A 16,383-nucleotide genomic window follows, 5' to 3' on the forward strand; every position below is an offset into this window, starting at 1 on the left:
TCATGCAAACCGGTGCCATCACCAGCTATATCGATGTCGCGCAGGTCGCGCTCTACGCCTTCTGGCTCTTCTTCGCCGGCCTCATCTTCTACCTCCGTCGGGAGGACAAGCGCGAAGGCTACCCGCTGGAGAACGAGCGGTCGCCCCATGTCCGGGTGCAGGGCTTCCCGCCGATCCCGGCCCCGAAAGCCCTGAAGCTCGCGCATGAGGGCCACCGGATCCCGCGCCCGCAGGAGCGGAACCTCGATGGGATTCTGATCCCGACCGCTCCCTGGCCCGGCGCGCCGATGCAGCCCCTCGGCGACCCGATGCAGGACGGCGTCGGCCCCGCGTCCTATGCCCTCCGTGCCGAAGTGCCGGACGTGACCTTCGACGAGCAGCTGCCGAAGATCGTCCCGCTGCGGGCCGCCTCGGGCTATTACCTCGCCGCGCAGGACCCGGACCCGCGCGGCTACCAGGTCGTCACCGCCGATGGCCGCATCGCCGGCACGGTGATGGATTGCTGGGTGGACCGCTCCGAGACCGTGGTGCGCTATCTGGAGGCCGATGCCGAGGGATCCTCCGGCGCCCGCCGCGTCGTCTTCCCCATGGCGCTCGCCCGCGTGGATGCGAAGCGCCGCATCGTCAAGGTCGTCTCCGTCCTGGCGAACCAGTTCATCGAGGCGCCGATGCTGAAGGATGCCGACACGATCACGCTGCGCGAGGAGGATCGCATCAGCGGCTACTTCGCCGGCGGCCACATGTATGCCACGCCGCAACGCCTCGGTCCGCTCATCTGAAGGAGGCCGCCATGCAGGAACATGAGCTGGAGCCGGTCTGGGGCCTGCCCGAGCGCCCCCCGGCCGATGAGGCGATCCTCTGGCAGGGTGCGCCCGACTGGCGCGCCTACGCCCGGCGCGGTCTGCATTGCCGCGGCCTCGCCCTCTATTTCGCGCTGCTGCTCGGTGCCCGCTGCACCGCCTCGCTGATGGATGGCGCGAGCCTGCCGGTCGCGCTGCGCGATGCCGCCTGGTTCCTGCCCTTCGCCCTGGTGGCGCTGGCGCTGGTCCTGCTGCTCGCCGTGCTGGTGGCGCGCACCAGCGCCTACACCATCACCAGCAAGCGCATCGTCTTCCGGATCGGCATCGCGCTGTCGATGACGGTGAACATTCCCTTCGCCGCCATCGAGGCCGCGGCGCTGCGCCGCCATGCCGACGGCAGCGGCGACCTGACGCTGACGATCGCGCCGCGCCAACGCATTTCCTACATCTTCTTCTGGCCGCATGTCCGTCCGTGGCGCTACGCTCGCCCCGAGCCTGCGCTGCGCGCGATCCCGGATGCGGAAGCGGTGGCGCAGATCCTGTCGCGGGCCCTGGCCGCAGCGGCGGCGATGCCGGTCCGTCCGGTCGCCTCCGCCGCCCCCGCCGGGGCCACAACCGGCCCGCAGACGGCCGCGGCCTGAGGAGAGGGAAGATGCGCAGCCATTCCCACGACATGCCGGTGCCGCGCGGGCCGCTGATCGGCGCCGGCGTGCTCATCCTCACGGTCCTCGCCGCCACCGGCCTCGGACGCATGGCCGGCGCCGGCACCACCGCGCCGCGGAACGAGACGCCGGTGCTCGCCCGCAGCCTCGGCTTCGAGGACCGCGCCGACGGCGCCATCCTCGTCCGCGACGCGGAAGCCGCCCACGACATCGCCGTGCTGGAGCCCGGCACCAACGGCTTCGTCCGCGGCGCGCTGCGCGCCCTGGTGCGCGACCGCCGCCGCGAGGAGGTTGCCGGCCGCGCGCCCTTCCGCCTCGCTGCCTGGCCCGATGGCAGGCTGACGCTGGAGGACCCGGCGACCGGCGCCAGCATCGGCCTCGAAGCCTTCGGCCCGACGAACATGGACGCCTTTGCCCGCCTGCTGACCGCGGGGAGGGCTGCGCCATGAGCCTCGGCCTCATCTCCCGCCTCACCGGCGGCCGCCGCTTCGAGGTGCCCTGCACCGTCGACATCGAACGAAGCTTCGACAGCCTGCACGCCCATGCCATCCCGGAAGGCGTGCGGCTCCGTCCCGGCGACCGCGTCCTCGTGCACGACCTGCCCGGCCACATCGCGCATGGCGAGACGATGCGCTTCGAGGCGCGCGCGACCGTCATCCGCGCCGGCTGGCTGGAGCGCGCCTGGACCGAGGCCTCCGCCATCCTGGAGTTGACGGAACTCTACCATTGCGGCTTCGAGCCCAAGGAAGCGCCATGAACGCCGTAACCCCCGCCGCCCGCCGGCCGGTCAACGCCGTCACCCGCGAGGCGACGACCGACACCGTGCTCAGCCCGCGCTTCTACACCACCGATTTCGACGCCATGGACCGCATCGATGTCGGCAGCCTGCGCGCCGAGTGGGACGCGCTGATGGCCGAGTTCCACGCCGACCCCAACAAGGGCCATTTCGTCCGCACCGAGGCCTTCGACGAGTTCAGGCTCGACGCCCTGCCGGAGCCCTTGCAGAAGGAGCTGGTCGAATTCCTGGTCAGCTCCGTCACCGCCGAATTCTCCGGCTGCGTCCTCTATGCCGAGATCCGCAAGCGGGTGAAGAACCCCGACATGCGCGACCTCTTCGGCGTGATGAGCCGCGACGAGGCGCGCCATGCCGGCTTCATCAACGACGCGCTGAAGGACATCGGCATCGGCGTCGATCTCGGCTTCCTCACCAAGGCGAAGAAGTACCACTACTTCCAGCCCAAGTTCATCTTCTACGCCACCTACCTGTCGGAGAAGATCGGCTACGCCCGCTACATCACCATCTTCCGCCAGTTCGAGCGGCACCCGGAGCTGCGCTTCCACCCGATCTTCCTGTGGTTCGAGAAGTGGTGCAACGACGAGTTCCGCCACGGCGAGGCCTTCGCCCTGCTGATGCGCGCCAACCCCAAGCTGCTCGAAGGCCGCAACAAGCTCTGGGTGAAGTTCTTCCAGCTCGCCGTCTATGCGACGATGTATGTGCGCGACCATGCCCGGCCGGAGTTCCACAAGGCCCTCGGCATGACCCCCTCCGACTACGACTATCGGGTCTTCGACACCTGCACCGAAATCTGCAAGCAGGTCTTCCCGGTGACGCTCGATACCGACAACCCGGCCATGCGCCGCGGCTTCGACCGCCTCTTCCGCATCACGCAGAAGATGACGGCGGCCAAGGCGCGCGGCGGCATCGTCGGCAGGCTGCAGCGCGCCGGCCTCGGCGCCGCGGCGGCCGCCACCTTCGCCCGCCTCTACCTCCTCCCGGGCAAGCATGCGGCGCTGCCGGCGCAGATCCGCATGGCGCCTGCCTGGTAGCGCGCCATGGCCGATTACGGTCTGCCCGCCCTCTATGCGCTGTTCGTCTGGTGGTTCAGCACCGGGGCGATCATCTGGCTGGACGGGCTGCCGGCGCGGACCTATCGGCGCAGCATGCTGGGCGCGACGGCGATGCTCGGCGCCGCCCTCTGGGGCCTCGCTGCCAGCAGCGCGGACGCCTCGCCCATCGGCGCTTATTGCGCCTTCTCCTGCGGCCTGCTCGCCTGGGCCTGGCAGGAGATGGCCTTCCTGATGGGCTTCGCCACCGGCCCGCGCCGCGCGCCCTGCCCGGAAGGCTGCACCGGCTGGCCGCGCTTCCGCCTCGCCGTGCTGACCATCCTCCACCATGAGCTGGCGATCCTGCTCGGCGCCGTCGCCGTCCTCGCGCTGACCTGGGGCGGGCCGAACCAGATCGGCGCCTGGACCTTTCTGCTGCTCTGGGGCATGCGGCAGAGCGCCAAGCTGAACGTCTTCCTCGGCGTCCGGAACCTCAACGAGCAATTCCTGCCGCCGCACCTCGCCTATCTCGGCAGCTTCTTCGCGCGCAAGCCGATGAACCTGCTCTTCCCGCTCTCGGTGACGGCCGGCACGCTGCTCTGCGCCTGGTTCTTCCACCACGCCCTCGCCGGCACGGCCAGCGACTTCCAGGCCGCCGGCTTCACCTTCCTCGGCGTGCTGACCGCACTTGCCATCCTCGAACACTGGTTCCTGGTGCTGCCGATCCCGGCCGAGGCGCTGTGGAACTGGAGCATGAAGTCACGCCGCTCGACCGCACCGGCCGAGGCGCCGGCGGTGCCGCAGCATCTCCGCGCGCTGCGGCCCGCCGCCTGATGCACAAAAGGAGGGGACGATGAACTACGAGGCGTTCTTCAGGAAGCAGATCGGCGCCCTCCACCGCGAGGGCCGCTACCGCGTCTTCGCCGATCTTGAGCGCCAGGCCGGCGCCTTCCCCTATGCGACGCATCACCGCGCGCGCGGCAACCAGCAGGTCACCGTCTGGTGCTCCAACGACTATCTCGGCATGGGCCAGCACCCGAAGGTGCTCGCCGCCATGCACGAGGCGCTCGACAAGTGCGGCGCCGGCGCCGGCGGCACGCGCAACATCGCCGGCACCAACCACTACCATGTCATGCTCGAGCAGGAACTCGCCGACCTCCACGGCACGGAGGCGGCGCTGCTCTTCAACAGCGGCTACATGTCGAACTGGGCGACGCTCTCGACGCTCGCCTCGCGCATGCCCGGCTGCGTCATCGTTTCCGACGAGCTGAACCACGCCTCGATGATCGAGGGCATCCGCCACAGCCGCGCCGAGCGCCGCGTCTTCGCCCATAACGACCCGGCCGACCTCCGCCGCATCCTGGCCGAACTCGACCCGGAGACGCCGAAGCTCGTTGCCTTCGAGAGTGTTTATTCAATGGACGGCGACATCGCCCCCATCGCCGAGCTCTGCGACATCGCCGAAGAGTACGGCGCCATGACCTATATCGACGAGGTCCATGCCGTTGGCCTCTACGGCCGCCGCGGCGGCGGCATCACCGAGCGCGACGGCGTCGCCCATCGCCTGACGGTGATCGAGGGCACGCTCGCCAAGGCCTTCGGCGTCGTCGGCGGCTACATCGCGGGCTCAGCGGCCATGTGCGACTTCGTCCGCTCCTATGCCTCGGGCTTCATCTTCACCACCTCCGTGCCGCCCGCGGTCGCGGCCGGCGTCATCGCCAGCATCCGCCATCTCAAGGAGAGCAGCGTCGAGCGCGACCTGCTGCATGCGAACGCCTCGCAACTCCGCGCCAAGCTCGACGCCGCCGGCGTGCCGCACATGGAGAACCCGAGCCACATCGTCCCAGTGATGGTGCGCGACCCGGTGGTCTGCAAGCAGATCAGCGACCTCCTGCTGGACCACTACGGAATCTACGTCCAGCCGATCAACTACCCGACGGTTCCGCGCGGCACGGAACGGCTGCGATTCACCCCCGGTCCGTTGCACAGCGCGGCGGATATCGACCGCCTCGTTACAGCATTGTCCGAGATCTGGTCGCAGTTCAGCCTGCAGCGTGCTGCTTGAGAATCATTCTCATGGAACGAATTCCCTCATTGCTGCGCTTGGCAAACCTGAATCCGGACCCAAGCTTCGGTTGCCGGCCCACAGGAGGAGGACAAGCGAGACATGGACAGGACGAGAAAGCCGCAGGCGCGCCGCGAATTCCTGCAGAAGACCGGCCTTCAGGTCGCCGGCCTCGCGGCCCTGGCGCCGGTCGCCATCGCCACCGCGCGGGCGCAGGACAAGCTCGCACCCGAGATGGTGATGTACCAGGTCCAGCCAAAGGACGGCCAACGGTGCGACGGCTGCCTGCATTTCCAGCCGCCGAACGCCTGCGCCATCGTCAACGGCGAGATCAAGCCCGAGGGCTGGTGCGCCGTCTGGGCCGCGAAGGGCTGAAGCAGTTCCGGCGCGGCCCGCTCGCCGCGCCGGCCGGAGAGCGGCGGCCGTGACCGGGCGGCGCGCCTTCCCCTTCTCCGCCATCGTCGGGCAGGAGGAGATGAAGCTGGCGATCCTCATCGCCGCCATCGACCCCGGCATCGGCGGCGTGCTCGTCTTCGGCGACCGCGGCACCGGCAAGTCCACCGCCATCCGCGCGCTCGCCGCCCTGCTGCCCGAGATCCCCGTCATCGAGGGCTGCCCCTATCGCTGCGACCCGGCCGACGAGGCCGCGCTCTGCGCCGAGTGCCGCACCCGCCGCCCGCTGCGCACCGCCATGGCGCCCGTCCCGGTCGTGGACCTGCCGCTCGGCGCGACGGAAGACCGCGTGCTCGGCGCCCTCGACATCCAGCGCGCCCTGGCCGAGGGGGTGAAGAGCTTCGAGCCCGGCCTCCTCGCCCGCGCGCATCGCGGCTTCCTCTACATCGACGAGGTGAACCTGCTTGAGGACCACCTGGTCGACCTCCTGCTCGACGTCGCCGCCTCCGGCGAGAACGTCGTGGAGCGCGAGGGCCTGTCCATTCGCCACCCCGCCCGCTTCGTCCTGGTCGGCAGCGGCAACCCGGAGGAAGGCGAGCTTCGCCCCCAGCTCCTCGACCGCTTCGGCCTTTCGGTGGAGGTGACGACCCCGCGCGACCTCCCCAGCCGCATCGAGGTCATCCGCCGCCGCGACGCCTTCGAGCGCGACCCGTCCGGCTTCACCGCCCACTGGTCCGGCGCCGAAGCCGAGCTGCGCCGCCGCATCCTCGCCGCCCGCACCCGCTTGCCCGACATCGCGCTCCCCGATGCTGCGCTGGAACGCGCCGCCCGCCTCTGCCTCGCCCTCGGCACCGACGGCCTCCGCGGCGAATTGACCCTCATCCGCGCCGCCCGGGCGCTCGCCGCTTTCGAGGGCGAGGCCGAGGTGGACGACGCCGCCCTCCGCCGCGTCGCCCCGCCCGCGCTCCGCCACCGCCTCCGCCGCAACCCGCTGGACGAGGCCGTCTCCACGACGAGGGTCGAACGCGCCATCGCCGAGGTCTTCGTCCCGTGACCCCAACCGCCGAGCCCTGGGTCGATGCCGCGCGGGCCGCCGCCCTCCTGGCCATCGACCCGGCCGGGCTCGGCGGCGCCACCCTTCGCGCCCCGCCCGGCCCGGTGCGCGAGGCCTGGCTCGCCCTGCTGCGCGGCCTCCTGCCGCCGGCGACGCCCTGGCGCCGCCTACCCCTCGGCATCGCCGATTCCCGCCTGCTCGGCGGCCTCGACCTCGCCGCCACCCTGCAATCCGGCCGCCTCGTCGCCGAGCGCGGCCTCCTCGCCGAGGCCGATGGCGGCCTCCTTCTCCTGGCGATGGCCGAGCGACTCGCCCCCGGCACCGCCGCCCGCCTCGTCGCCGCGCTGGACACCGGCGAGGTCGCCGCCGAGCGCGATGGGCTCACCCTCCGCGCCCCCGCCCGCCTCGCCCTCATCGCCCTCGACGAGGGGATCGGGCCCGATGAATCCCCGCCCGCCTCGCTGCTGGATCGCCTGGCCCTCCGCCTCGACCTCGCCCCGATCCCGCCCTCCGCCACCACGGCGCTCGCCCCCACCGCCGGCCAGATCATCGCCGCCCGCGCCCTGCTCCCCCGGATCGCCGCCGGCCCGGACGTGCTGGAGGCCCTCTGTGCCACCGCCGCCGCCCTCGGCATCGACAGCCTCCGCCCGCCCCTGCTGGCGCTGCGCCTCGCCCGCGCCGCTGCCGCCCTGGCCGGCCGCGAGGCGGTGGCCGAGGAGGACGCGGCGCTGGCCGCCCGCCTCGTCCTCGGCCCCCGTGCCACCCAGGCCCCCGCCGCCCCCGAGCAGGAGGCGCCACCCCCGCCGCCCGAGACGGCCGAGGACCAGCCGCCCCAACCCAGCCCCGAGCAGATGGGCGAGATCCTCCTCGCCGCCGCCGAGGCCGCCATCCCCGCCGGCCTGCTGGATGGGCTCCGCCTCGCCCCCGCCCGCACCCGCACCCCCGGCACCTCCGGCACGCGCCGCGCCTCGCCCCTGCGCGGCCGCCCCATCGGCAGCCGCCCCGGCGAGCTGCGCGGCGGCGCCCGCCTCGCTCTGGTCGATACCCTCCGCGCCGCCGCCCCCTGGCAGCGCCTCCGGGGCGGCGGCAGTCCCCGCCTCCGCATCGCCCGCGAGGACATCCGCATCCGCCGCTTCCAGCAGCGCTCGGAGACGGCGACGCTCTTCCTCGTCGATGCCTCCGGCTCCGCCGCCCTGCACCGCCTGGCCGAGGCGAAGGGCGCCGTCGAACTCCTGCTCGCCGAATGCTACATCCGCCGCGACCGCGTCGCGCTCCTCGCCTTCCGCGGCACCGGCGCCGAACTCCTCCTGCCGCCGACCCACTCCCTGGTCCGCGCCCGCCGCAGCCTCGCCGCCCTGCCCGGCGGCGGCGGCACCCCCATCGCGTCTGCCTTGGACCAGGCCCTGGCCCTCGCGGATGCCATCCAGCGCCGCGGCCAGACTCCGCTGCTGGTCCTGCTGACCGATGGCCGCGCCAACATCGCCCGCGACGGCCGGCCCGGCCGCGAGCGCGCCATGGCCGAGGCACTGGAGGCCGCCCGCGCCCTCCGCGCCGCCCGCATCGCCGCCCTGCTGGTCGACACCTCGCCCCGCCCGCAGGAGGCCGGCCGCAGCCTCGCCGCCGCCCTGGGCGGTCGCTACATCCCGCTCCCCTATGCCGACGCCGCCGCCATCTCCCGGGCGGTTAGGCAAGGATGACCGCCAATCGCCCGGACTGGGCAACCGACGGTCGCGACTGGCCGAACCGCGCCGCCAGCCGCTTCGTCAAGGCCGCCGGCCTCCGCTGGCATGTCCAGATGGCGGGGGAGGGGCCCGTGCTGCTCCTCGCCCATGGCACCGGCGCCGCGACCCATTCCTGGCGCGGCCTGCTGCCCCTGCTGGCCCGCCGCTTCACCGTCGTCGCCCCCGACCTCCCCGGCCACGGCTTCACCGACACGCCCGCCGGCGCCCGCCTCTCCCTGCCGCTGATGGCCCGCGCCCTGACCGAGCTGACCCGCACCCTCGGCCTCTCCCCCGGCCTCGCCATCGGCCATTCCGCCGGCGCCGCCATCCTCGCCCGCATGACGCTCGACGCCGGCATCGCCCCGCGCGCCGTCATCGGCCTCAACGCCGCGCTGCTGCCCTTCGAGGGCTTCGCCGGCCAAGTCTTCTCCCCCATCGCCCGGCTGCTGGCCGGGGTGCCCGCCGTGCCCTGGTTCTTCGCCCGTCGCGCCGCCGAGCGCAGCGTCGTCGAGCGCCTGCTGCGCGACACCGGCTCCACGCTCGACGCGCGCGGCGTCGAGCTCTACGCCCGGCTGGTCCGCCGCCCCGCCCATGTGGCCGCCGCCCTCGGCATGATGGCGAATTGGGACCTGCACCCCCTGCTGCGCGACCTCCGCCGCCTGAAGCCGCCGCTGGTCCTGCTGGTCGGCGGCGCCGACCGCACCATCCCCCCAGCCGATGCCCGCCGCCTCAAGGCGATGCTCCCCGGCCTCCGCGTCATCCCGCTCCCCACCCTCGGCCACCTTGCGCATGAGGAGCAGCCGGAGCGCATCGCAGCCCTCATCACCAGCCTGGCCGAGGAACTGGGCCTCGCCTCCCTCGCCGAGGCATGATCCTCCCGCCCTCGCACCCCCAGCGCCTCGAGCTGAACGACGAGGTCCATGCCCGCCCGCCCGAGGCCCTGGCCCCGCCGCTTCGCCTCTCCTACCTCGCCCTGCTGACCGACCCGGCCCGCCGCGACGCCTCCTGGGAGGCGGTCTGCGACCTCGCCCGCCGCTCCGCCATCCCGCCGCCGCTGCCCGGCGCCAGTCATTTCAGCGCCGATTTCGGCCCCTTCCGGCTGAAATGGGAGCGCCACACCGAGTTCAGCCGCATCATGGTGATCGCCCCCGGCGCCGATGCGGCCGACCCCTTCGCCAGCCCCGCCCTCGCCGCCCTCCCGCCCGACTGGGTGCAGGCGCTGCCCGGCGAGCTGCTCGTCGCGACCCACCTCGCCCTGCTCCCCGCCGGCGAGGCGGATCCCGACACGCTCGCCGCCCGCCTCTTCGCCGGCAACAGCCTGATCGGCGGCACGATGAGCGGCGGCGCCGCCCGCGTCTTCACCGATTTCCGCATCCATGGCGGCTTCAGCCGCATCCTGGTCGAGGATATCCGCACCACCCCACGCCAGGCCGGCCGCCTCATCCAGCGCCTGCTGGAGATCGACACCTACCGCATGCTGGCGCTCCTCGCCCTGCCGCTGGCCCGCGACCTCGGCGCCCCCATCACCGCCAGCGAACGCAAGCTGGCCGAGATCACCGAAGCCCTTGTCACCGCCCGCAGCGCCGACGAGCCGGAGCTGCTGGAGAGCCTGACGCGCCTCGCCGCCGAGACCGAGAGCCGCGAGGCCCGCACCCTCTATCGCTTCAGCGCGGCGGAGGCCTATGACGACCTCGTCCAGCGCCGCATCGCCGAGCTCCGCGAGGGCCGGATGGAGGGGATGCAGACCCTCCAGGAATTCATGGAGCGCCGCCTCGCCCCCGCGATGAACACCTGCCGCGCCATGGCCGCCCGGCAGGACGCGCTCTCCCGCCGCGTCGCCCGCGCCACCCAGCTTCTCTCCACGCGCGTGGACCTGACGCGCGAGCAGCAGAACCAGGTGGTCCTCGCCAACATGGACCGCCGCGCCCAGCTCCAGTTGCGATTGCAGGAGACGGTCGAGGGCCTCTCCGTCGCCGCCATCACCTACTACATCGTCGGCCTGGTGGCCTATGTGGCGAAGGGGCTGAAGGCCAGCGGCCTGCCTCTCGACGTGGACCTCGTCACCGGCATCGCCATCCCCGTCGTGGCGGTGGCCGTCGCCCTGGCCATCCGGCAGTTCCGCCATGTGATGACGAAGCGCACGACCTTCCTCACTCCACCAGCGGGAAGGTAGCCGCCAGCGCCCAGGCCAGGGCCAGCGCATGCCCGATCGCCGCCGGCAGCGGCGTCCCCGTCGCCCGCCAGCTCCACCGCCCCACCAGCCCATAGACGGCGAGGAAGAGCAGCATCACGGGCACGATGATGACGAGGAAGAACAGCCGCCGCGGGTCCAGCGCCACGGCGAGGAGCAGCGAGACGAGGAAGGCGAGCTTCGTCGCCGGCGCCGCGAACCGCGCCGCATGCGGCCCCCGCACCGCCCATTCATCGGCGAGGAACCAGGGCAGCGTCCCACACAGCATCACCGGCACCAGCCAGGCCCGCATCCCCACCGGCAGGAAGCTCGCCAGCAGCAGGTCGATCGCCACCCCGAAGCCGAGCATCGCATAGGCCGCGACGCCCACGGCCCCGAGCGCGACCCGCCCCGGCCGCGCCCCGCTCCACCCCACGCCCCGCCACCACAGCAGCAGCCCCGTCAGCAGCCCATAGACCGCGCAATGCAGCGCGATATAGTCGCCGAGCAGCAGCGGTAGGAACCGCCCCGGCACCAGACGCAGCAGCAGCGGCGTCAGCACCGCCGGCACCAGCACGACCGGCCAGAAGCGCCGCCACCCCATCCCCCCGCCCTCAGCCCTGGCCACCGCCCGCGGCAGCAGCATCGACAGCGGCCAGCCCAGCGCCAGCAGCCCGCCGAACAGCAAGGCCAGCGCCCCTCCGCGGATATCGAGGAACCCGCTCCCCGCTTGCCCGAACACGCCATCGAACCAGGCGCGCGCTTCCGCCAGCGCATCCCGCCCGTAGAGGATGCCGATATGCTCCACCCCCGCGGCGAAGGCGTAGCGCCGCGCCGTCCCATCCTCGAAGCGACCGGTGGTGACGCGCTCCGCCCCCGCCCCGGCCAGCCGCCGCGCCGCATCCCGCAGGAATTCCGGCTCCCAAGCCCCGACCAACAGCAGCAGGTTGCGCGGCCGCTCCGCCGTCACCTCCGGCCCGAAGCCCGAGACCGCGACGGTCGCCGCCACGTCATCCCGCTCGAAGGCGAAGCGCACCACGATATCCGCCGCCATCGAATGCCCGAGCAGCGCCAGCCTGCCATCGCCCAGCCCCCGTGCCGCCTCCACCACCCGCCCGAGCGTCGCCAGCAGCGCCCCCGCCGCCGCCCGGTCGTCGCTCAGCCCGCCCGCCAGCGGCACCGGGTTCCGCCCATGCCCGGGGAAGTCGAAAGTCACCGCCACATACCCGCCCCTCGCCAGCGTCACGGCGAAGGCCTGCATCATCTGCTGCGACCCGGCAAAGCCATGCGCCAGCACGACAACCGGCCCCAGCGCACCGGAAGCCGGCCGGAACACCCGCGCCGGAATCTCCCCCACCGCCAGCGGCGTCTCCGCCACCCCCTCGCGCGCCGCATGCAGCGGCCAGCCGCCGAGCCCGATCGCCGCCAGCGCCAGCAGCGCCACGACCACCCCCGCAATTCGTCGCAAGCCCTGCTCTCCGCGCTGGTGGTTTCCGTCAAGCTAGGTTTACACTCGCATGCAATGCCCGACTTTACACCCGCCGCGCCGCCTGCCCTTCCGGCCCTGCTCCCGCAGGCCGCGCGCCCGCATGCGGTGGTGATCGGCTCCGGCTTCGGCGGCCTCGCCGCCGCCATCCGCCTCGGCGCCCGCGGCTACCGCGTCACGGTGCTTGAACGCCTGGCCGAGCCGGGTGGCCGCGCGCGCGTCCACCGAGAGTGCGGCTTCACCTTCGATGCCGGCCCGACCATCGTCACCGCGCCCTTCCTGCTGGAAGAGTTATGGGCGCTCTGCGGTCGCCGCATGGCCGACGACATCGACCTCCGCGCGCTCGATCCCTTCTACCGCATCCGCTTCGACGACGGCGCCACCTTCACCTATTCCGGCGACCAAGCCGCGATGCGCGCCCAGATCGCCGCCTTCAACCCCGGCGACCTCGCCGGCTACGAGCGCTTCATGGCGCTCAGCGCCGAGACCTGCCGCATCGGCTTCGAGCAGCTCGGCCACACGCCCTTCGGCCACTGGACCGACATGGCGAAGGTCGCCCCCGGCCTCGCCCGCCTCCAGGCCTGGCGCAGCGTCTACCGCACGGCGGCGGCGCATTTCCGCGACGAGCGCCTGCGCACCGTCTTCAGCTTTCACCCGCTGCTGATCGGCGGGAATCCCTTCGCCGCCAGCGGCATCTACGCCCTGATCTCGCATCTCGAGCAGCGCTGGGGCGTGCACTGGGCGATGGGCGGCACCGGCAGCCTGATCCAGGGCCTCGTGCGACTGATCGAAGGGCAGGGGGGCCGCCTCCGCTGCGAGGCCGAGGTCGCCCGCATCACCCTCGCCGGCCGCCGCGCGACGGGCGTGCAGCTCGCCGATGGCGAGACCATCACAGCGGACGTGGTCGTCTCCAACGCCGACGCCGCCTGGACCTATGGCAAGCTGCTGCCCAACCTGCCGCGCCGCCGCTGGACCGATGCGAAGCTCGCCCGCGCGCGCTACTCGATGAGCCTTTTCGTCTGGTATTTCGGCACCCGCCGCCGCTACGACTCCGTCGGCCACCACACGATCCTGCTCGGCCCGCGCTACCGCGGCCTGCTGCGGGACATCTTCACCCGCAAGCACCTGGCGGAAGATTGCAGTCTCTACCTCCACCGCCCGACCGCGACCGACCCGTCGATGGCGCCGCCCGGCTGCGACGCCTTCTACGTCCTGTCGCCGGTCCCGCATCTCGGCAGTGGCCTGGACTGGGCGCAGCAGGCCGAGCCCTATCGGCAGATGATCGCCCGCCGCCTGCACGAGACGCTGCTGCCCGGCTTCGAGCAGGAGGTCGTCACCTCCCGCCTCGCCACGCCGCAGCACTTCCGCGACGACCTGCTGGCCGTCCACGGCGCCGCCTTCGGCCTGGAGCCGGTGCTGACGCAGAGCGCCTGGTTCCGCCCGCACAACCGCTCGGAGGAGGTGGAGCGCCTCTACCTCGTCGGTGCGGGGACGCATCCCGGCGCCGGCATCCCCGGCGTCATCTCCTCCGCCAAGGTCCTCGACAGCGTGGTGCCGCATGCCTCTGCCCTGGCGTAAGCCTGTCCTTTCGGCGACCGACCTCGCCGCCTGCCGCGCCTTGCTGCGTGGCGGGTCGAAGAGCTTCCATGCGGCCTCGAAGCTCCTTCCCGCCCGCATCCACGAACCCGCCGCCGCACTCTACGCCTTCTGCCGCATCGCCGACGACGCGATCGACGAGGGCGGCGGCCCCGCCGCCCTCGCATCCCTCCACGCCCGCCTCGACGCCGCCTATGCCGGCCGCCCGCACCCGCACCCCGCCGACCGCGCGCTCGCCGCCGTCGCCGCCCGCTACGCCATCCCCCGCGCCCTGCCCGCCGCCCTGCTCGACGGCTTCGCCTGGGACCAGTCCGGCCGGCACTACGAGACGTTGGCCGAGCTCGAAGCCTATGCGGCCCGCGTCGCCGGCTCGGTCGGCGCCATGATGGCCCTGCTGATGGAGGAGCGCCGGCCCGAGGTGGTAGCCCGCGCCTGCGACCTCGGCGTCGCCATGCAGCTCACCAACATCGCCCGCGATGTCGGCGAGGATGCCCGCAACGGCCGCCTCTATTTGCCGCGCGCCTGGATGCGCGAGGCCGGCCTCGACCCGGAGGCCTGGCTCGCCGCCCCCGCCTTCGATGCGCGCCTCGGCGCGGTGGTGGGGCGCCTGCTCGCCGCCGCCGACGCGCTCTATCGCCGCTCCGAGGGCGGCATCGCCAGCCTGCCGCTCACCTGCCGCCCCGGCATCGGCGCCGCCCGCTTCATCTATGCCGAGATCGGCCGCGCGGTGGAGCGCGCCGGCCTCGACAGCGTGACGCGCCGCGCCACCGTCCCCGGCCGGCGCAAGGCCGTGCTGCTCGCCCGCAGCCTCGGCGCCCTGCTGATGCCGCGCCCGGCCGTCGGCGCCCCGCCGCTGGAGGCGACGCGGTATCTCGTCGAGGCCGTCGCCGCCGCCCCGCCGCCGCGCCCGCGCTACCGCTCGCCCGCCCGCTCCTTCGACGAGCGCGTGGCCTGGCTCGTCGGTCTCTTCACCCGGCTGCAGCAGCAGGAGCTGCGCCGCAACGGATAGGAGGCTCCCATGCGCAACCTGCCCGGCATCCTCATGCTCGCCGGCGCCGCCTGGCTCGTCTGGTCCGCCCTCGGCCGCCGCCGCCGTGCGCAGGACGCAGCCGCCCGCGGCGAGGCCCCGCCCGCCCTGCATCCATCCCTGGAGATGATGGGCGGCATCATGCCGCCGCTGGTCAATCTCGGCCTCGTCATCGCCGGCAGCCAGGTCGCCTTCGCCTTCTGGCTGACGAGCGGCGCCGGGATCTTCGGCCCGCTCGACCTCATCGGCTTCCTCGCCCTGCTCGCCGCCTACGGCCACTGGCTCGGCACCAAGGCCCGCCACCGCCTACCGGCCTGACCACCGCCGCCGCAGATCGACCAGATGCGCCACCAGCGCGGCGCTGAGCGCGAGCCCGATCCACCCCCACCAGGCGCCCGCCATCGCCGCCCAGAGCGCCAGCATCAGGCAGGCCCCCGGCGCCAGCAGCGCGAGGATATCGCCCGGCGGCAAGCCCCGCCTGCTCCGCCTGTGCAGCAGAAGCAGCAACGCCGCCTCCGCCAGCACGAAGCCGAGCAGCAGCGGCGCCACCAACCCATCCTCGAACAGCCAGCCCATCGCCTTCCCCCACCTACGGGGGAAGGCTAGCGCAGCTCAGGCGACGACGCGCCGGTAGAGATGCCAGGTCGCATGCCCGAGCAGCGGCATCACCACCGCGAGGCCGATGAAGGCCGGCAGGCTCCCCAGCAGCAGCAGCGCGACGACGAGCAGGCCCCAGATCGCCATCGTCACCGGGTTGGCGAGGCAGGCGCGGATCGAGGTCTGGATCGCCGTCCCAACGCTCACATTCCGGTCGAGCAGCATCGGCACCGACACCACCGTCAGCATCAGCACCGCGACCGCCAGCACGAAGCCGACCAGGTTGCCGATGAGGATCAGCCGATGCCCCTCCGGCGTGTTGAAGGCGATCCGCGCCAGCTCGCCGATGGAGCCCGGCACCGGCCCCACCGTCGCCTCGAAGATCATCCGCGCCGCGAAGAGCCAGGCGACGAAGATCGCCATCACCAGCACCCCCATCGCCGCGATGGAGAAGAAGGAGGGGCTGCGCAGCACGTCGAAGGCATTGAGCCAACTCGCCGGCTGCCCTGCCTCCCGCCGTCGGCTGATCTCGTAAAGTCCGACGGCCGCCACCGGCCCCACCAGCGAGAGCCCCGCGATCAGCGGGAAGAGCAGCGGCAGCAGCTCACCGCCCGCCATCGCCCGCGCCGCCACCAGCCCGACCACGGGATAGAGCACGCAGAGGAAGGCGAGCTGCGTTGGCGTCGCCAGAAAATCGTCGAGCCCTTCCCGCAGCGCCTCGCGCAGGTCGGCGGTGCCGATCGTGCGGATGGCGGGCCCGGTACGGGTCGCAGAGGCGTCGGTCGTCCAGGCTTTGGCCATGGAATATCCTCCCTATCTCAAGGGCCCGACCCCGGACCGGGGCCGAACGTCAAGCGACGGGTGATATATGACTACCATGCCGCTGATCGACGCTTCACACCGCTGTGAGGCATCTGGCCGATGATGGAAGCCCTGGCCCAGTTCGAATGGGCGCTGATCCTCTTTCTCGTCCTCGGCCTCGCGGTCT

The 16,383-nt window shown here is 72.7% G+C and carries 18 protein-coding genes; 15 read left to right on the forward strand and 3 right to left on the reverse strand.

All coding sequences use genetic code 11. The features are described 5' to 3' along the window. The first annotated feature begins 2 nt into the window (after positions 1-2). From puhA to LH62_RS09745, 12 genes are all read left to right on the forward strand, one after another. On the forward strand, positions 3-779 hold the full coding sequence (gene puhA, locus LH62_RS09690) for a photosynthetic reaction center subunit H (protein WP_043360875.1): 777 nt from the start codon (positions 3-5) through the stop codon (positions 777-779). Between the two features lie 11 nt (positions 780-790). Beyond that, a complete protein-coding gene (gene puhB / locus LH62_RS09695; RefSeq protein WP_043360877.1) occupies positions 791-1,441 on the forward strand; it encodes a photosynthetic complex putative assembly protein PuhB in 651 nt (216 codons plus the stop codon). 11 nt (positions 1,442-1,452) lie between these two features. Then, positions 1,453-1,911: a photosynthetic complex assembly protein PuhC gene (gene puhC, locus LH62_RS09700; protein ID WP_043360880.1), complete on the forward strand. Its 459-nt coding sequence runs from the start codon at positions 1,453-1,455 to the stop codon at positions 1,909-1,911. Continuing rightward, entirely contained in the window at positions 1,908-2,219 is a 312-nt protein-coding gene (locus LH62_RS09705; RefSeq protein ID WP_052214057.1) for a hypothetical protein, read from the forward strand. The genes puhC and LH62_RS09705 overlap by 4 nt, the downstream gene beginning before the upstream one ends. Then, positions 2,216-3,289: a magnesium-protoporphyrin IX monomethyl ester (oxidative) cyclase gene (acsF, locus tag LH62_RS09710; protein WP_043360883.1), complete on the forward strand. Its 1,074-nt coding sequence runs from the start codon at positions 2,216-2,218 to the stop codon at positions 3,287-3,289. The genes LH62_RS09705 and acsF overlap by 4 nt, the downstream gene beginning before the upstream one ends. 6 nt (positions 3,290-3,295) lie before the next feature. Beyond that, a complete protein-coding gene (puhE, locus tag LH62_RS09715; protein ID WP_052214059.1) occupies positions 3,296-4,120 on the forward strand; it encodes a putative photosynthetic complex assembly protein PuhE in 825 nt (274 codons plus the stop codon). A 19-nt stretch (positions 4,121-4,139) separates the two neighbouring features. After that, positions 4,140-5,351, forward strand: a complete 1,212-nt coding sequence (gene hemA, locus LH62_RS09720; protein ID WP_043360885.1) for a 5-aminolevulinate synthase — start codon at positions 4,140-4,142, stop codon at positions 5,349-5,351. Between the two features lie 102 nt (positions 5,352-5,453). Continuing rightward, positions 5,454-5,726, forward strand: coding sequence for a high-potential iron-sulfur protein (locus LH62_RS31475; protein WP_043360886.1), 273 nt, complete (start codon positions 5,454-5,456; stop codon positions 5,724-5,726). A 100-nt stretch (positions 5,727-5,826) separates the two neighbouring features. Next, positions 5,827-6,798: a magnesium chelatase ATPase subunit I gene (bchI, locus tag LH62_RS09730; RefSeq protein ID WP_052214962.1), complete on the forward strand. Its 972-nt coding sequence runs from the start codon at positions 5,827-5,829 to the stop codon at positions 6,796-6,798. Beyond that, positions 6,795-8,495: a magnesium chelatase subunit D gene (locus LH62_RS09735; protein WP_043360892.1), complete on the forward strand. Its 1,701-nt coding sequence runs from the start codon at positions 6,795-6,797 to the stop codon at positions 8,493-8,495. The genes bchI and LH62_RS09735 overlap by 4 nt, the downstream gene beginning before the upstream one ends. After that, the gene (gene bchO / locus LH62_RS09740) at positions 8,492-9,391 is read left to right on the forward strand and encodes an alpha/beta fold hydrolase BchO (RefSeq protein ID WP_043360893.1); all 900 of its coding nucleotides are present in this window, start codon (positions 8,492-8,494) and stop codon (positions 9,389-9,391) included. The genes LH62_RS09735 and bchO overlap by 4 nt, the downstream gene beginning before the upstream one ends. Beyond that, positions 9,388-10,692 (forward strand): DUF3422 family protein, encoded by a 1,305-nt coding sequence (locus LH62_RS09745; protein WP_043360895.1) that lies wholly within the window; start codon positions 9,388-9,390, stop codon positions 10,690-10,692. Before bchO ends, LH62_RS09745 begins: the two co-directional genes overlap by 4 nt. On the opposite strand, the gene LH62_RS09750 is transcribed toward LH62_RS09745, so the two are convergent. Then, complete coding sequence (locus tag LH62_RS09750; protein WP_043360898.1) at positions 10,670-12,157, reverse strand: alpha/beta hydrolase; 1,488 nt, start codon at positions 12,155-12,157, stop codon at positions 10,670-10,672. The two genes, LH62_RS09745 and LH62_RS09750, sit on opposite strands and share 23 nt — an antisense overlap. 54 nt (positions 12,158-12,211) lie before the next feature. Between LH62_RS09750 and LH62_RS09755 the strand changes: the two genes are divergently transcribed. From LH62_RS09755 to LH62_RS09765, 3 genes are read left to right on the forward strand one after another with little or no spacing between them, the layout of a single operon-like run. Next, complete coding sequence (locus tag LH62_RS09755) at positions 12,212-13,753, forward strand: phytoene desaturase (RefSeq protein ID WP_043360899.1); 1,542 nt, start codon at positions 12,212-12,214, stop codon at positions 13,751-13,753. Continuing rightward, the gene (locus tag LH62_RS09760) at positions 13,734-14,780 is read left to right on the forward strand and encodes a phytoene/squalene synthase family protein (RefSeq protein ID WP_043360900.1); all 1,047 of its coding nucleotides are present in this window, start codon (positions 13,734-13,736) and stop codon (positions 14,778-14,780) included. Before LH62_RS09755 ends, LH62_RS09760 begins: the two co-directional genes overlap by 20 nt. Positions 14,781-14,789: 9 nt before the next feature. Then, positions 14,790-15,116 (forward strand): hypothetical protein, encoded by a 327-nt coding sequence (locus LH62_RS09765; protein WP_043360902.1) that lies wholly within the window; start codon positions 14,790-14,792, stop codon positions 15,114-15,116. Here LH62_RS09765 and LH62_RS09770 read toward each other — a convergent pair. After that, the gene (locus LH62_RS09770) at positions 15,105-15,374 is read right to left on the reverse strand and encodes a hypothetical protein (RefSeq protein ID WP_043360903.1); all 270 of its coding nucleotides are present in this window, start codon (positions 15,372-15,374) and stop codon (positions 15,105-15,107) included. The genes LH62_RS09765 and LH62_RS09770 overlap by 12 nt on opposite strands. Positions 15,375-15,410: 36 nt before the next feature. Then, on the reverse strand, positions 15,411-16,196 hold the full coding sequence (locus tag LH62_RS09775) for a DUF2189 domain-containing protein (RefSeq protein WP_043360905.1): 786 nt from the start codon (positions 16,194-16,196) through the stop codon (positions 15,411-15,413). Between the last annotated feature and the right edge of the window lie 187 nt (positions 16,197-16,383).

The organism is Belnapia sp. F-4-1, from assembly GCF_000802185.1.
Classification (GTDB): domain Bacteria; phylum Pseudomonadota; class Alphaproteobacteria; order Acetobacterales; family Acetobacteraceae; genus Belnapia.

Coding starts and splice junctions, on each gene's coding strand:
- puhA (WP_043360875.1), top strand. CDS start 3: ATGCAAACCGGTGCCATCACCAGCTATATCGATGTCGCGCAGGTCGCG.
- puhB (WP_043360877.1), top strand. CDS start 791: ATGCAGGAACATGAGCTGGAGCCGGTCTGGGGCCTGCCCGAGCGCCCC.
- puhC (WP_043360880.1), top strand. CDS start 1,453: ATGCGCAGCCATTCCCACGACATGCCGGTGCCGCGCGGGCCGCTGATC.
- LH62_RS09705 (WP_052214057.1), top strand. CDS start 1,908: ATGAGCCTCGGCCTCATCTCCCGCCTCACCGGCGGCCGCCGCTTCGAG.
- acsF (WP_043360883.1), top strand. CDS start 2,216: ATGAACGCCGTAACCCCCGCCGCCCGCCGGCCGGTCAACGCCGTCACC.
- puhE (WP_052214059.1), top strand. CDS start 3,296: ATGGCCGATTACGGTCTGCCCGCCCTCTATGCGCTGTTCGTCTGGTGG.
- hemA (WP_043360885.1), top strand. CDS start 4,140: ATGAACTACGAGGCGTTCTTCAGGAAGCAGATCGGCGCCCTCCACCGC.
- LH62_RS31475 (WP_043360886.1), top strand. CDS start 5,454: ATGGACAGGACGAGAAAGCCGCAGGCGCGCCGCGAATTCCTGCAGAAG.
- bchI (WP_052214962.1), top strand. CDS start 5,827: ATGAAGCTGGCGATCCTCATCGCCGCCATCGACCCCGGCATCGGCGGC.
- bchO (WP_043360893.1), top strand. CDS start 8,492: ATGACCGCCAATCGCCCGGACTGGGCAACCGACGGTCGCGACTGGCCG.
- LH62_RS09745 (WP_043360895.1), top strand. CDS start 9,388: ATGATCCTCCCGCCCTCGCACCCCCAGCGCCTCGAGCTGAACGACGAG.
- LH62_RS09755 (WP_043360899.1), top strand. CDS start 12,212: ATGCCCGACTTTACACCCGCCGCGCCGCCTGCCCTTCCGGCCCTGCTC.
- LH62_RS09760 (WP_043360900.1), top strand. CDS start 13,734: ATGCCTCTGCCCTGGCGTAAGCCTGTCCTTTCGGCGACCGACCTCGCC.
- LH62_RS09765 (WP_043360902.1), top strand. CDS start 14,790: ATGCGCAACCTGCCCGGCATCCTCATGCTCGCCGGCGCCGCCTGGCTC.
- LH62_RS09770 (WP_043360903.1), bottom strand. CDS start 15,374: ATGGGCTGGCTGTTCGAGGATGGGTTGGTGGCGCCGCTGCTGCTCGGC.
- LH62_RS09775 (WP_043360905.1), bottom strand. CDS start 16,196: ATGGCCAAAGCCTGGACGACCGACGCCTCTGCGACCCGTACCGGGCCC.